14 protein-coding genes are annotated in these 13,832 nt (G+C 64.7%); 9 read left to right on the top strand and 5 right to left on the bottom strand.

The window, feature by feature from the left end; all coding sequences use genetic code 11:
- Positions 1–2: 2 nt before the first annotated feature.
- Positions 3–1,268, top strand: a complete 1,266-nt coding sequence (locus J8I26_RS12315) for a D-amino acid dehydrogenase (RefSeq protein ID WP_209607409.1) — start codon at positions 3–5, stop codon at positions 1,266–1,268.
- Between the two features lie 10 nt (positions 1,269–1,278).
- Here J8I26_RS12315 and J8I26_RS12310 read toward each other — a convergent pair whose 3' ends face one another.
- Positions 1,279–1,722: a hypothetical protein gene (locus J8I26_RS12310; protein ID WP_209607408.1), complete on the bottom strand. Its 444-nt coding sequence runs from the start codon at positions 1,720–1,722 to the stop codon at positions 1,279–1,281.
- A gap of 222 nt (positions 1,723–1,944) precedes the next feature.
- On the opposite strand from J8I26_RS12310, the gene J8I26_RS12305 reads away from it, so the two are divergent.
- Positions 1,945–2,523: a cell division protein FtsI gene (locus tag J8I26_RS12305; RefSeq protein WP_209607407.1), complete on the top strand. Its 579-nt coding sequence runs from the start codon at positions 1,945–1,947 to the stop codon at positions 2,521–2,523.
- Between the two features lie 134 nt (positions 2,524–2,657).
- On the opposite strand, the gene J8I26_RS12300 is transcribed toward J8I26_RS12305, so the two are convergent.
- Positions 2,658–3,323 (bottom strand): flagellar basal body L-ring protein FlgH, encoded by a 666-nt coding sequence (locus tag J8I26_RS12300; protein ID WP_209607406.1) that lies wholly within the window; start codon positions 3,321–3,323, stop codon positions 2,658–2,660.
- 284 nt (positions 3,324–3,607) lie between these two features.
- On the opposite strand from J8I26_RS12300, the gene folE reads away from it, so the two are divergent.
- Together folE and J8I26_RS12290 are read left to right on the top strand one after the other, a co-directional pair.
- The gene (folE, locus tag J8I26_RS12295) at positions 3,608–4,333 is read left to right on the top strand and encodes a GTP cyclohydrolase I (RefSeq protein WP_209607405.1); all 726 of its coding nucleotides are present in this window, start codon (positions 3,608–3,610) and stop codon (positions 4,331–4,333) included.
- Positions 4,334–4,335: 2 nt separating this feature from the next.
- Positions 4,336–4,761 (top strand): BLUF domain-containing protein, encoded by a 426-nt coding sequence (locus J8I26_RS12290; RefSeq protein ID WP_209607404.1) that lies wholly within the window; start codon positions 4,336–4,338, stop codon positions 4,759–4,761.
- A gap of 73 nt (positions 4,762–4,834) precedes the next feature.
- On the opposite strand, the gene J8I26_RS12285 is transcribed toward J8I26_RS12290, so the two are convergent.
- Both J8I26_RS12285 and J8I26_RS12280 read right to left on the bottom strand, forming a co-directional pair.
- Positions 4,835–6,058 carry an HD-GYP domain-containing protein gene (locus tag J8I26_RS12285; RefSeq protein WP_209607403.1) on the bottom strand — a complete coding sequence of 408 codons (1,224 nt, stop codon included), beginning with the start codon at positions 6,056–6,058 and terminating at the stop codon, positions 4,835–4,837.
- A gap of 358 nt (positions 6,059–6,416) precedes the next feature.
- A complete protein-coding gene (locus J8I26_RS12280) occupies positions 6,417–7,850 on the bottom strand; it encodes an MFS transporter (RefSeq protein ID WP_209607402.1) in 1,434 nt (477 codons plus the stop codon).
- A 221-nt stretch (positions 7,851–8,071) separates the two neighbouring features.
- On the opposite strand from J8I26_RS12280, the gene J8I26_RS12275 reads away from it, so the two are divergent.
- The 5 genes from J8I26_RS12275 (at position 8,072) to J8I26_RS12255 (ending at position 13,554) form a co-directional block, all read left to right on the top strand.
- On the top strand, positions 8,072–9,316 hold the full coding sequence (locus J8I26_RS12275; protein WP_209607401.1) for an ArgE/DapE family deacylase: 1,245 nt from the start codon (positions 8,072–8,074) through the stop codon (positions 9,314–9,316).
- A gap of 261 nt (positions 9,317–9,577) precedes the next feature.
- Entirely contained in the window at positions 9,578–11,056 is a 1,479-nt protein-coding gene (locus tag J8I26_RS12270) for a HAMP domain-containing sensor histidine kinase (RefSeq protein WP_209607400.1), read from the top strand.
- On the top strand, positions 11,046–11,549 hold the full coding sequence (locus J8I26_RS12265) for a hypothetical protein (RefSeq protein WP_209607399.1): 504 nt from the start codon (positions 11,046–11,048) through the stop codon (positions 11,547–11,549). Before J8I26_RS12270 ends, J8I26_RS12265 begins: the two co-directional genes overlap by 11 nt.
- 51 nt (positions 11,550–11,600) lie before the next feature.
- On the top strand, positions 11,601–12,974 hold the full coding sequence (locus tag J8I26_RS12260) for a sigma 54-interacting transcriptional regulator (protein WP_209607398.1): 1,374 nt from the start codon (positions 11,601–11,603) through the stop codon (positions 12,972–12,974).
- 232 nt (positions 12,975–13,206) lie between these two features.
- Positions 13,207–13,554, top strand: coding sequence for a BON domain-containing protein (locus J8I26_RS12255; protein ID WP_209607397.1), 348 nt, complete (start codon positions 13,207–13,209; stop codon positions 13,552–13,554).
- Here J8I26_RS12255 and J8I26_RS12250 read toward each other — a convergent pair.
- The coding region (locus J8I26_RS12250; RefSeq protein ID WP_209607396.1) for a hypothetical protein at positions 13,535–13,832 on the bottom strand (298 nt) is incomplete at its 5' end. The two genes, J8I26_RS12255 and J8I26_RS12250, sit on opposite strands and share 20 nt — an antisense overlap.

Here is a 13,832-nt window from a genome sequence, read left to right as displayed (position 1 = left end):
CCATGCGCATCATCGTGCTGGGCGCCGGCATCGTCGGCGTCACCACCGCCTATTTCCTCCGCGAGCGCGGTCATGAAGTCACCGTAGTCGAGCGCCGCGCCGAAGTGGCGGCCGAGACCAGCGTCGGCAACGCCGGCCATGTCTGCCCGTCCTACGCCACCCCGTGGGCGGCGCCGGGCATGCCGGCCAAGTCGCTGAAGTGGTCGGTGCAGAGCTGGCTGGGCGTGGAGGCGGCGCTGCGCTTCACGCCGCGCATGGATGCGCACCAGTGGAAATGGCTGAAGACCTTCCTGGCGCAATGCACGCCCGAGCGCTACGCCGTCAACAAGGCGCGCATGGGCCGCCTGGCGCGGTACAGCCACGGCCAGTTGAAGCAGATCCGCGAGCGCCTCAACATCCGCTACGAGCAGACCACCGGCGGCAACCTGCAACTGTTCCGCACCCAGGAGGGCGTGGACAACGCCAGCCTGTCGACCAAGGTGCTGGCCGAGGCCGGCGTGCCCTTCGAGCTGCTGGACGCCGACGGCTGCGTGGCCTTCGACCCGGGTCTGCATGCCGCACGCGGCGAGTTGAAGGGCGGCCTGCTGCTGCCCATGGACGAGACCGGCAACTGCCCGCTGTTCGCGCGCGCGCTGGCGGCGTGGCTGCAGGCGCATGGGGTGGAGTTCCGCCTGTCGACCAATGTCGAGGGCATCGAAGTGGCCGGCGGCAAGGTGAGCGGCGTGCGCACCAGCGCCGGCACGCTGCATGCCGATGCCTACGTGGTGGCCTGCGCCTCGGCCTCGGTGCCGATGATGAAGCCGCTGGGCCTGAACCTGCCGATCTACCCGGTCAAGGGCTACGCCATCACGGTGCCGGTGGCCGACCCGGCCGGCGCGCCGCGCAGCGGCGTGATGGATGAGTACTACAAGGTGGCGATCACCCGCATGGGCAATCACATCCGCGCCGCCGGCACCGCCGAGATCGGCAGCTGGGACACCCGGGTCACGCCGCGCGATTGCGCCACCGCCGTCAAGTCGCTGAAGAACCTCTATCCGGCCGGCGCCGACATGGCCAAAATCGAATACTGGGCCGGTCTGCGTCCGATGACCCCGGACGGCGCGCCGCTGATCGGCGCCACGCCGTTCTCCAACCTGTGGCTCAACGCCGGCCACGGCTCCAACGGCTGGACCACCGCCTGCGGCGCCAGCCGCATCATCGCCGACAAGATCGCCGGCGTCGCCACCGAAATCGACAGCGCCGACCTGGAGCCGGCGCGCGTGATCTGAGCCCCGGGGCTCAGCGATCAAACAACGCGTCGACGTTGTCGCCGTTGCTGAAGGCGCTGATGCCCCAGCCTGCCGGGGCCTTGTAGAAGATGAACTGCCAGGGGATCGCCTGGCGTTCGGTCTTCTCGATGTAGGTCAGCTTGATCAACGAGTCGCCCACCTTCTCCGAACGGATGAACTCGTAACCCACCGAATTTCCCACTTGCGCTTCGATCGCCATGCGCGAGCTGCGGGCGTTGCTGCGCGCGACCTCCAGCGTGCGGATGTCGATCAGCGAATAGGGCGACATGGCGCCGTAGGCGTCATCGGTGCGGCCGGCGCCGGCCTGGGCCATGACCTTGTCGGCCAGCGTGCGCACTTCGGCTTCGGACTTCAGGGTGTCGGCCTGCGCGTGGAGGCAGACGCCGGCCAGCGCGGCGGCGGCCAGCAGGGAAGAGGGGAACAGGCGTGTCATCGGGGTCTCCGGTTGCAATCGGGCGCATGGATCATGCGTGCCGCTATTGTGCCAGCAGCGCGCGTGTGAAGCGCAGGCACCCATGGTGTAAAGCATTGTGGAGGCTTGCGTAAATCAGGGTAAAACAGGGCTGGCGCCCGAACCCGCGCGGATATGATGGGCAGCCTGGAATCCTGTCTCCATACAGCGCAGACACCGCGGATTCCGCTCGGGGGAGCTACCATGCGCACCATCATCATTGCTACATTGCTGGCGCCGGCGTTGTCGGGTTGTGTCGTGACGTCGACCAGCGCCCTGGTCGATGCCGCCAGTCTGGTCGGCTACGCCGCGTCGGGCGTGAAGTCGATGTCACCCAATCCGCCTGCCAATCCCATCGTCTACAGCAAGGACCCGATCCGCGAGATCTGCATCGAGTGGAATGGCGCCGTGGCGCTCTCCGACTTCGTGCCGGGCCTGCAGGGCGAGCTGTTGAAGCACGGCGTGCAAAGCCGCGTCTACGATGCCGGCACCCAGGCGCTGGCCTGCCCGGTGACGATGTCGTATACCGGCTACGTCAAATGGGACACCAAGGTGTTTTCCGACGCCTACTCTCCCTATCTCACCTACGCCTCGCTGACCTTGCGACGCGACGGCCGCGTGCTGGCCTCGGCGCAATATCGCATCGGCTCCTTCGGCCAGGACAAGTGGGCCACCGTCGGCGAGAAGCTGGCGCCGCTGGTCGATGCGCTGCTGCCGGGCAATTCGTCCATCATCGCCGACAATTCGCCGGACAATAATCGCGGCATGAATGGCGGTTACTGAGGAGCGCCACCGCGCTTGCGGCATATCCCGGGTAGTCCGGGTGATCCATAAAAAACGGCAACCTCGGTTGCCGTTTTTGTTTTGTGCCCGCCGCCGCCGCAACGATCCTGCCGTGCGGCGGCGCTTGCGCCCGATTACCAGATGGTCAGCAGGCGACGGAAGAAGTTGGTGTCGGTGCTGGCGTCGGCGATCGAGCCGCCGCCGACTTGCTCCAGGCGCGCATCGGCCACGTTGGAGGAGGCCACGATGCCGCCGCGGATGTCGCGCGTGCGCACCACGCCGGAGAAGCGCAGAGTATTGATGTTGCCGTTCACGCCGATGCGCTTTTCGCCGGCCACCACCAGGTTGCGGTTGGGCAGCACCTCGACGATGGAGACCATCAGCGTGCCGGTCATGGTGTTGGTGTTGCTGCTGTCGCCGGAGCCCTTGAAGGTGTTGCTGCCGGAGGCCGAATAGTTGGCGTCGTAGAGCTTGGTGAACAGGCCGCCCAGCGGCGCATCCGAGCCCGGGCCCTTTTGCGTGAGCGCGGTGTCGCGGCTGTTGTTGGTGGCCGCCTTGTTGCTGCTGCTGATGGATTCGGAGATGTCGATCTTGATGATGTCGCCGACGTTGTAACTGGTCGGTTCCTCGAACAGCTGCGCGCTGGAGACGCGGAAGATGGCGCCGTTGTTCTCCACGTTGGCCACCGGATAGGACGGTCGCACGCTGGTCGGCCCGTTCACCATCGGTGCGGGGCTGGTGCAGGCGCAGAGCGCGGCGGCCAGCGCGCAGGCGCCGGTCAGACGGTATTGGAACTTCATGGCGGCACCCCCCCGGAATGGACGGCCGGACTGGATGCCCGGCGCGGCGAGCGGCCGCAAAGAATACGCAGGCGTAATACGCGGCGGCTCGTGAGCGGATGATGTTCGACTACCGCGTAAGCGGCGGTTAATCCGATGTAAATGCCGGCAAACAAAGATCAGCGATTGTTAAGTGATGTTGTCCCGGGCCGCGTCCGCAAGGCCGGTACGATGCGCGCTTTCGGGGCATAATGGCGGCAATTCCACCGATACCAGCGGGTCGCGTCGCGCGCCCGCCTTCAACCATGGCAACACAAAAAGACCCGACCGGCGCGCCCAGCGTCCACGAGCAGCTGGTCTCGGCCCGCATCCGCGCGCGCATCAAGGCCGCCGGCGTGCGCTTCCACGCCAACGACAACATCTCCGCCTTCATCGAGGAGGGCGAGCTGGCCGAGCTGCAGGCGGAAGTCCAGAGCAAGCTGGCCATCGTGCTGGAGAGCCTGGTGATCGACGTCGAGAGCGACCATAACACCCAGGACACCGCCAAGCGCGTGGCCAAGATGTACCTGAACGAGGTCTTCCGCGGCCGCTACCAGGCCGAGCCGCCGGTCACTGAATTTCCCAACATCGAGCGCCTGAACGAGCTGATGATCGTCGGTCCCATCACCGTGCGCAGCGCCTGCTCGCACCACCTGTGCCCGATCATGGGCAAGGTATGGGTCGGCGTGATGCCCAACGAGCATTCCAACCTGATCGGCCTGTCCAAGTACGCGCGCCTCTTGGAGTGGGTGATGAGCCGCCCGCAGATCCAGGAAGAGGCGGTCTCGCAGGCGGCCGACCTGCTGATGCAGAAGCTGCAGCCGGACGGCCTGGCCATCGTGATGGAGGCCGATCACTTCTGCATGCACTGGCGCGGCGTGAAGGACATGGAATCGAAGATGATCAACAGCGTCATGCGCGGCTCGTTCCTGCGCGACGCCAACCTGCGCCGTGAATTCCTGGCGCTGATTTCCCACCGTCAACGAGGTTAATCATGCTGGTCCGTCTGATCTATGCAAGCCGTGCGCGCGTGCCCATTTCCAGCGAAGTGATCGACAGCATCCTGGCCAGCGCGCGCAAGAACAATCCCGGCCAGGGCATCACCGGCGTGCTGTGCTACAGCGACAGCATCTTCGTGCAGGTGCTCGAAGGCGGGCGTGATCAGGTCAACCGCATCTACGGCAGCCTGCAGCGCGACGAGCGTCACCACGACCTGGTGCTGCTGGCGTATGAGTCGATCGACGAGCGCCAGTATTCGTCGTGGACCATGGGCAAGATCCGGTTGGACAAGATCAACCGTTCGCTGCTGCTGAAGTATTCGGTTTGCGGCGAACTGAACCCTTACCTGGTTTCTAATTGCGCCACCGTGGCGCTGTTGAACGAACTGGCGTCGACCGCTGCCTTTGCGCAGCGTGACTGACGTGAAAACGGCGCCGTTGCGGCGCCGTTTTTCTTTCAAGTTGTTCCGGCGGACACCCTTGCCGCCGATTCCTTCACAGATCCAGCGACGGCAGGCTGCGGATACCCCATTTGGTGTGGTCGGCATAAGCCACGATCTTGTCGCTGGCGTGCGCCAGATCCACCACCTCGGTCTTGAGCGGCATCTTGCTGGTGGTGGAGTAGAACACTTTCACGCGCGGCGTCAGCAGGTGGTCGGGACGCTGGTCCACCACCACGCCCAGGCGGCCCGACTGCATCAGTACGCAGGAGCCTGTGGGGTAGATGCCGATCGCCTTGACGAAGGCTTCCATGGTCTTGGGGTCGAAGTGGCCGGCGCTGCCGGCCATGTGGCGGATCGAGCGCGCCGGATCCCAGCCGGCCTTGTACGGACGGTTGGAGGTGATGGCGTCGTACACGTCGCACACCGCACCCATCTTGGCCATGATGGAGATCTGGTCGGACTTGAGGTTGAACGGATAACCGCTGCCGTCGACCTTCTCGTGATGATGCAGCGACACATCCAGCGCCGCCTGGCCGATGCCTTCGATCTGCTTGAGGATGCCGTGCCCGGCTACGGTGTGCGAGCGCACCGAGGCGAATTCTTCTTCGGTCAGCTTGGCGGGTTTGTTGAGGATGTCCAGCGGCACCGACATCTTGCCGACGTCGTGCAGCAGCCCGGCCATGCCCGCCTGCTTGGTTTGCTCATGCGACATGCCGAGCTGGTTGGCCAGCGAGATCATCATCGCGCACACAGCTACCGAGTGCATGTAGGTGTAGTCGTCGGTGGTCTTCAGGCGCGCCAGGCTGATCAGTGCGTCGGCATTGCGCGAGACCGATGAGGTGATTTCGGTGACCAGCTCGGCGGCATCCTTGACGTCCACCGCCTTGCCCATGCGCGCTTCGGAGAACATATTGAGCACGGTGGACTTGGAGGAGGAGATGATGCGCGCGGCGTGTTCGCGCTCGACCGCCGTGTCGGTGCGCACGCTCTTGGCGCGCGGCGCCGAGCCGTGTACAGCGGGAGCGGCGGAGGCTGCTTCAGGGGCGCCGTCGCCTGGTTCTTCGGCGTCCTCGCCAACGAGCTCGGGGGCTACATCGCGCCCCTTGGCGGTATCGATCAGGATTTCACGGATGGGACTGGCGCGCAGCGTCTGCAAGTCTTCAAAGCTGTCGAGCTTGAATGACTTGCGCCAGAAGGGATGGTTGATCCAGGCTCCGGGTATGGAGTGGACGTACATGCCCAAGCGTAATTGTTCGGTGGCGATTGATTTCAACATATCGAATTCCAGATCTTTGTCTGGTGGTACTTGAACTCCGAAAACCGGTTCGATTTCCCCGATGAAATAGACGCCGCTTCCTTATTTACACATTCCTGCCACTACGCCGATTTTCCCTGACGGATGTAAGGCAGCGTTTTCATCGTAGCAGAATGTTTTTTAGTTGAGAGAGCCGAAACGTCTCATCGGCGACTATATTTTTCATTCGCGCAGACAAAAATTTATGCATGGAAATTTCAGCCGGATTGTTTGCGCGTAATGAGGATCTTCCGAGCTGTCGTCAGCATTTCGTCAGGGCAAAATACAACGGCGACCATTGAGGTCGCCGTTGCGCTGCTGGAAGGTTTTCGCCTCGCGTCTATTTTTTCAGCGGCGGCGCGTAGGGGTTGCTGGTCAGCAAACGCAGGAAGCTGGCGATGCAGGCCATGCCGGCGAAGGCCGCGCCGCAGCCCAGGGCGAAGCGTGAGCCGTGTGCCTCGGAGAGATTGAAACACAGCGCCACCAGCGATGCGCCGATACTTTGCCCCAGCAGGCGCGCGGTGGCGACGATACCGGAGGCGCCGCCGCTGCGATGGGCCGGGGCGCTGGTCATCAGCGCCTTGAGGTTGGGCGACTGGAAGAAGCCGAAACCCATGCCGCACACCAACATGCGCCAGCTGATCTCCCATACGCTGGGCGCGGCCGGCATGAAGGTCATCGACAGCAGGCCGGTGCACAGCAAGGCCAGACCGACGCCGCCCAGGATGCCGACCGGGTAATGGTCGGACAGGCGACCGGCGATCGGCGCCATGATGGCCACGGCCACCGGCCATGGTGTCATCAAGAGGCCGATTTCGACCTGGCTGCGGCCGAGGTCGTGGTGGAAGAAGAAGGGCAGCGAGACGAAGGCCAGGCCTTGCGCCGCGAAGGAACACACCGCCGTCACCGTCGACAGCGAGAACATCGGATGGCGGAACAGGTCGACCGGCAGCATCGGCGCCGGATGCGCCAGTTCGCGCTTGAGCAGCAGCAGGCCGCACACCACGGCCGCGCCCAGCTCCAGCCCGACTACGCTGGCCTCGGCCTGATGCGCGCCTTCGCCGATGGCTAGGATCAGCAGCCCAAAGGTGGCGGCATTGAGCAGCGCGCTGCGCACGTCGAAGGCATGCTTGGACAATGCAGTATGCGGCAGCGAGGGCAGCGCCAGCACGATGGCGATGATGCCCAGCGGCACGTTGACCGCGAACAGCCACGGCCAGGGCGCGATGGCCAGGATCGCCGAGGCGACGCTGGGGCCGACTGTGAAGGCGATCGCCACGATCAGGGTATTGAGGCCGACGCCGCGGCCCAGCGAGCGGGTGGGGTAGATGAAGCGGATCAGCGCGGTGTTGACGCTCATGATGCCGGCCCCGCCCAGCCCCTGCAGGAAGCGCGCGACCACCAGTGTAGGCAGCGACCAAGCTACCGCGCACAGCAGCGAGGCGGCGGTGAACAGCACCAGGCCCCAGATGTAGATGCGGCGATAGCCGATGATCTCGCCCAGCGCCGCCAGCGGCAGCAACGCCACCATCATCGCCAGCTGGTAGGCGGTAACGATCCATACCGACGCCGCCGGGGTGGTGTTCAGGTCCAGCGCCATGGCCGGCAGCGCAGTGTTGGCGATGGCGGTGTCCAGCGTGGCCAGGCCGACGGCGATCGCCAGCGCCAGGATGGCGCGGCCGCGTTGCTCGGGCGGCAGACCCTCGCCGGCGATGACGATATGGTGGTTCGGCGGGGCGGCGGCGTCGCCGGAGGATGCGGGCAGGGATGACATGGTCTTCAGCGAGGTAGCGCGATCGGTACGCCTGCCGTGCAGCCTGTCGCGGGCAGGATCCGTCGCTTATATATATAGGGCCACCCAGGGGTGGGTGGCCGGCGTTCCATCATAGCGGGGAAACGCCGCCTCTGCTGGCCGCTGTCCGGCCGCCGGTACGGTGCGCTATGATGGCGGTTTGCGTCGGCGCGGCCGGCGCGCCTTGATGACGGAGTCGCAGCATGTCCAAACAGCAGTTGTCGGAGCGCCTGTGCGCATGGATCGATCAGCATTTCGATGAGGAAGTGGGCGTGCTGCAGCAACTGATCCGCATCCCCACCGACACCCCGCCGGGCAACAACGCGCCGCATGCGGACGCAGTGGCCGAGTTGGTCCGGACCTGGGGCTGGCACGCCGAGAAGCATGCGGTGCCGCAACAGCAGGTGACCGACTACGGCATGCAGAGCATCACCAACCTGATCGTGCGCCGCGCCTATGCGGCCGGCGGCCCGACCGTGGCGCTCAATGCGCACGGCGACGTGGTGCCCCCGGGCGAAGGCTGGCGCCATGATCCGTATGGCGGCGAGATTGCCGACGGCCGCATCTATGGCCGCGCGGCGGCGGTCTCCAAGAGCGACTTTGCCAGCTACATCTTTGCGGTGCGCGCGCTGGAAGCGCTGGGCGCCGACCTGCGCGGCGCGCTGGAATTGCATTTCACCTATGACGAGGAATTCGGCGGCCTGCTCGGCCCGGGCTGGCTGCTGGAGCAGAAGCTGACCAAGCCCGACTACGTGCTGGCTGCCGGCTTCAGCTACAACGTGGTGACCGCCCATAACGCCTGCCTGCAGTTCGAGGTGACCGTGCATGGTCGTGCCACCCACGGCTCCATGCCCGAGACCGGGCACGACGCCTTGCAGGCGGCCAACGCGGTGCTCAACGCGATCTACGGCGCGCTGCCGGGCCTCAAGCAGATCAGCTCGGCCATTCCCGGCATCACGCACCCGACCATGATCGTCGGCCGCATCGACGGCGGCACCAATACCAACGTGGTGCCGGGCAAGGTGGTGCTGAAGATGGACCGCCGCATGATTCCGGAAGAGGATCCGGCGCAGGTCGAGGCCGGCGTGCGCAAGCTGATCGAAGACGCGGTGGCCGGCTTGCCGGGCATCCGGGTGGAGATCCGCCGCCTGTTGCTGGCGCGCGCGCTGCGTCCGCTGCCGGGCCATGAAAAGCTGGTCGACAGCCTGCTGCGCAACGCGCAGTCGGTGATGGGCGAGACCTTGAGCACCAACGGCTCCGCGCTCTATACCGACGCCCGCTTGTACGGCGAGCACGGTATCCCGGTGGTGCTGTTCGGCGCCGGTCCGCGTACGCTGATGGAATCCAACGCCAAGCAGGCCGACGAGAACCTGGCGCTGGACGACCTGAAGAAGGCTACCAAGGTGGTGGCGCTGACCCTGCTGGACTTTGTCGGCCCGCAAGCCTGAGGTCGCGGGCGCGCGGCGCCTTTATTGCAGGACGGGCGACGATAACGGTTCTTCGCCAAGCTCATCTTGATTACAATGGGAGCCCGCGCGCACGATGTTTCCCTGTGGTTTCATTTTGCCCGACCGGACCGATCATCAGAACAAGAAGAGGTTTCCCGGCGGCAAGGCGGTGCGCGCACTATATATAAGCATGGGCATGAGGGGGCATGGCCACCCGGATTTTGAAGAGTCAAAGAGTCTTGAGGGACTGACATCAATCGCATGCAGAACGCCATCGAGCACACCCACAATTTGAATGCACCGCCGGCGCTGCCGCAGGCCTATCTCGGCTTGTCGTTCCGGCAACTGCTGCTGGCCGCGTTTCTGCTGATCGCGGCGCTGCTGAGCGGCACCTCCATCCACGCCCTGTTCACCTTGGACCGGATGGCCAAGAACAGCCGCGAGACCGCGCGCCAGGCCGTGCAGCTGACCGAGTCTGCGCAGCGCCTGGCCGAACGCACGGTCGCCATGGAGCGCAGCGCGCGCCAGTACCTGGTGCTGGACGACCCGGCTTTCCATGACCGTTTCATCGAGGCGCGCGACCAGGCCAAGCAGGCCCTGAACGAACTGGGCGATTCGCTGCCGATGGCGCCGCGCGAGATCTTCGGGCAGTGGAGCATCTATGTCGACGAAGCAGCCTCGGTATTGGAGTCCGATTCGCGCAAGGACAAGGCCGAGCAGCTGAAGGCCTTCCAGGACTTTGCCCGCCTGCCGGCGTTGAACGAGCGTGTGGCCCAGGAAAGCCGGCGCGAGGTCGACCGCCGCAACAATGCCCTGTCGGATGCGCTGGAACAGCAGCGCCAGATGCTGACCCTGCAAGTGGTCGGCGCCATCCTGTTGGCGGTGCTGCTGGCGTTTTGCTTCGGCCTGTGGCTGTCGCGTCCGCTGGCGCGTCTGGAGCACGCCATCAGCCGGCTGGGCGACAATCGCTTTGATCAGCACATCGACGTGCGCGGCCCGGCCGACATCCGCCGCGTCGGCCAGCAGCTGGATTGGCTGCGCCAGCGCCTGGCCGACCTGGAGGCGGAGAAGTCGCGCTTCCTGCGCCATGTGTCGCATGAGCTGAAGACGCCGCTGTCGGCCTTGTGCGAAGGCGCGGCGTTGCTGGACGACGGCGTGGCCGGCGAGCTCTCCGAGAACCAGCGCGAGATCGCGCGCATCCTGCGCCAGAACACCGTGTCGCTGCAAAACCAGATCGAGGACCTGCTGCGCTACAACGAGGTGTCCTTCGACGCCCAGCGCATCCACCCGGTGCCGGTCGACCTGCGCGCGCTGCTGCACAAGGTGATCGACGATCAGCGCCTGCAATGGCTGGCGCGCGAACTGAAGGTGGAGATCGAAGGCAGCACCCGTACGGTGGTGATCGACCCTGAGAAGATGGCGATCGTCCTGGCCAATCTGCTGTCCAACGCCGTGCGCTTCAGTCCGCAGGGCGGTTTCATCCGCTTCTTGCTGTCCGATGCCCCGGGGATGGTGCGCATCGAGTGCATCGACCAGGGCCCGGGCGTGGCGCCGACCGACGCCTCCCGCATCTTCGAGCCGTTCTACCAGGGCCTGCACCAGCCGCCGGGCGCCCGGCGCGGCAACGGCATCGGCCTGTCGGTGGTGCGCGAGTATGTGCAGGCGCACAGCGGCAAGGTTTATCTGGTCCCGCGCGAGGGCGGGTCGCATTTCCGTATTGAGTTGCCTGATGAAAAATAAAATCCTGATCCTGGCATCGAGCCTGTTGTTGGCCGCCTGCGCCGCGCCGTCGCCGGATGCGCCGACCACCAGCGTCAAGCTGATCCAGTCGCCCAGCAATATCGATGAGCTGCTGATGTACAACGCCCAGCTGCGCAAGCTGTCGGGGGCGGAGCTTGCGCGCGAACTGCAGCGTATCAACGGCTATCCGGCCAGCCCTTCCAACACCGTGCGGCGCGCCATGGCGCTGTCGCTGACCCGCGATCCCATCGATTTGGCCAAGGCCGAAGCGCAACTGTGGAACGTCATGGGGGACAACAGCGTCGAAGCGGAGAAGCTCAAGCCTTTGGTTCAGGTTCTGGTCGGGCATTACTCCGACCTGCGTCGCGTGGCTGACAGCGCCGAGAAGTCCTCGGTGCAAGCCAAGGAAGCGCAGCGCAAGGTCGACCAGCTGAACGACAAGCTTGAGGCGCTCAAGAATATCGAACGGAGCCTGCCGGCCGGCGGCAAGTAATATCCGCCATCTCCCAGCGGGCCCGTTCCTGAACAGGAAACAGGTGACCCGATGGGAAATACTCCCCCTTTACTGGTGGTCGACGACGACCCCGACATGCTGCGCTTGCTGACGCTGCGCCTGAACGCCAGCGGCTACCGCGTGCTGGCCGTACCCAGCGCGGAGGCGGCGCTGGCCCGCCTGGCGATGTCGCTGCCGGCGCTGGTGATCACCGATGTGCGCCTGCCCGGCATGGACGGCCTGGCGCTGTTCGGCGAGATCCGTGCCCGTTATCCGACGCTGCCGGTGATCCTGCTGACCGCGCATGGCACCATTCCCGATGCGGTCGACGCCACCACCCGCGGCGCCTTCGCCTATCTCACCAAGCCGTTCGACGGCGCGCTGTTGCTGGACAAGGTGGCCCAAGCCCTGAGCCTGAGCGCGCCGGCCGGGGACAGTGATGACCAGGGCTGGCGCGCCGACCTGATCAGCCGCAGCCAGCGGGTGTCCGAGTTGCTGGCCGAGGCGCGCTTGGTGGCGGCTTCCGACGCCAGCATCCTGATCCGCGGCGACAGCGGCACCGGCAAGGAGTTGCTGGCGCGCGCCATCCATCGCGCCAGTCCGCGCGCCGGCAAGCCGTTCATTGCCGTCAATTGCGGCGCCATTCCCGAGCAGTTGCTGGAGTCCGAGCTGTTCGGCCACGTCAAGGGCGCGTTCACCGGTGCGGTGGACAACCGCGAGGGCCTGTTCCAGGCGGCCGACGGCGGCACCTTGTTTTTGGACGAGATCGGCGACATGCCCATGGCGCTGCAGGTGAAACTGCTGCGTGTGTTGCAAGAGAAGACCGTGCGCCAGGTCGGCGCCGATCGGCCGGGCGAGGTGGATGTGCGCATCATCTCGGCCACCCACCGCGATTTGGAGGCGGCGATGACTGAGGGCCAGTTCCGCGAGGATCTCTATTACCGGCTCAACGTCGTCACCCTGAACCTGCCGTCGCTGGAAGAGCGGCGCGAAGACATTTCGCTGTTGGCCAACCATTTCCTCAAGAGCATCTCCGCCAAGTATGCCAAACGCCTGACCGGGTTTGCCCCGGACGCGCTGGAACTGCTGAGCCTGGCGCACTGGCCGGGCAATGTGCGCCAGCTCTATAACGTGGTGGAACAGGTGTGCGCGCTGTCGACCGCGCCGCTGATCCCGGCGTCTCTGGTGCAGCGGGCGTTGCGGGTGCCGACGCTGGATCTGTTGCGCTATGCCGAGGCCAAGCAGAAGTTCGAGCGCGATTACCTCATCAAGCTGCTGAAGTTGACCGACGGCAATGTGTCCGATGCTGCGCGACTGGCCGACCGCAACCGCACGGAGTTCTACCGCCTGCTGCAGAAGAACGGGCTGGATCCGCGCATGTTCCGGGGCGGCGAGGAGCAGGTCGCCGTTGAGCGACAGGCCTAAATCCTTATGAATCAATGACTTGGCCGTTTAGCTCACGTCTGAATGTCGCCTCAAGGCGCCAAAAACGCCCTGTTGGCGACTCGACAGTGGTGTTGGTTGCCGTTGTGGCGGTTGCTAAGTCATTGAAATAATTGGAAAAAACATCGGCTGGCACAGGCTTTGCGAATATGAGGCTGGAGACGTCGTCCACGCGGCGTCATGGATTCTTTGTTCTATCTATAAGGAGATTGCCATGAACAAGTCGAAACTCATCACCAGGCTGCTGGCTGCATCCTTCGTCATCGCCGCCGCGCCGGCCGTGCAGGCCGCAGACAGCGCCGGCGGCAGCAATACGCCGAAGACGACGCAGAAGGCCGGCGCCTATATAGATGACTCGGTGATTACTGCCAAGGTCAAGGCTGCGCTGGTGGAAGATAAGCAGGTTTCCGCCATGAAGATCAAGGTCACCACCAAGGACGGCGTGGTCACGCTCAAGGGCGCAGTGCCGAACGCCGAGGTCGGCCAGCACGCATTGCAGCTGGCGGCCGGTGTTGAGGGCGTAAAGGACGTGAAGAGCGATCTTACCGTGAAGGCCGGTTGAATGCACTGCGCAATGCAGCGAATGGAAGGGCGCGGATTGCTCGTTGAGTCCGCCTGATTGCGCCTGAATATAGAAAGAGCCGTCCCGCCAGGGACGGCTCTTTTGTTTTTGAAGTTGGTTTTTTGTTTTTCTGCTTGAGGCTGCACGCCTTGCCTGTGCTGGGTTTGCAGTCGATTGCCGGGCTGCGCGGCAGTGGAGGTAGTAAATTATTTTGCTTATTTTTCAAAAAGTACTTGCGCGGTGTGTGGGGCGTTGCTATAGTTCGCCCCCTGCTGACG

Source organism: Herbaspirillum sp. LeCh32-8, from assembly GCF_017814915.1.
Classification (GTDB): Bacteria; Pseudomonadota; Gammaproteobacteria; order Burkholderiales; family Burkholderiaceae_D; genus Herbaspirillum.
This window is presented reverse-complemented; position numbering and strand designations above follow the sequence as displayed.

Coding starts and splice junctions, on each gene's coding strand:
- folE (WP_209607405.1), top strand. CDS start 3,608: ATGGCAACACAAAAAGACCCGACCGGCGCGCCCAGCGTCCACGAGCAG.
- J8I26_RS12300 (WP_209607406.1), bottom strand. CDS start 3,323: ATGAAGTTCCAATACCGTCTGACCGGCGCCTGCGCGCTGGCCGCCGCG.
- J8I26_RS12310 (WP_209607408.1), bottom strand. CDS start 1,722: ATGACACGCCTGTTCCCCTCTTCCCTGCTGGCCGCCGCCGCGCTGGCC.
- J8I26_RS12280 (WP_209607402.1), bottom strand. CDS start 7,850: ATGTCATCCCTGCCCGCATCCTCCGGCGACGCCGCCGCCCCGCCGAAC.
- J8I26_RS12260 (WP_209607398.1), top strand. CDS start 11,601: ATGGGAAATACTCCCCCTTTACTGGTGGTCGACGACGACCCCGACATG.
- J8I26_RS12270 (WP_209607400.1), top strand. CDS start 9,578: ATGCAGAACGCCATCGAGCACACCCACAATTTGAATGCACCGCCGGCG.
- J8I26_RS12255 (WP_209607397.1), top strand. CDS start 13,207: ATGAACAAGTCGAAACTCATCACCAGGCTGCTGGCTGCATCCTTCGTC.
- J8I26_RS12275 (WP_209607401.1), top strand. CDS start 8,072: ATGTCCAAACAGCAGTTGTCGGAGCGCCTGTGCGCATGGATCGATCAG.
- J8I26_RS12285 (WP_209607403.1), bottom strand. CDS start 6,058: ATGTTGAAATCAATCGCCACCGAACAATTACGCTTGGGCATGTACGTC.
- J8I26_RS12290 (WP_209607404.1), top strand. CDS start 4,336: ATGCTGGTCCGTCTGATCTATGCAAGCCGTGCGCGCGTGCCCATTTCC.
- J8I26_RS12305 (WP_209607407.1), top strand. CDS start 1,945: ATGCGCACCATCATCATTGCTACATTGCTGGCGCCGGCGTTGTCGGGT.
- J8I26_RS12315 (WP_209607409.1), top strand. CDS start 3: ATGCGCATCATCGTGCTGGGCGCCGGCATCGTCGGCGTCACCACCGCC.
- J8I26_RS12265 (WP_209607399.1), top strand. CDS start 11,046: ATGAAAAATAAAATCCTGATCCTGGCATCGAGCCTGTTGTTGGCCGCC.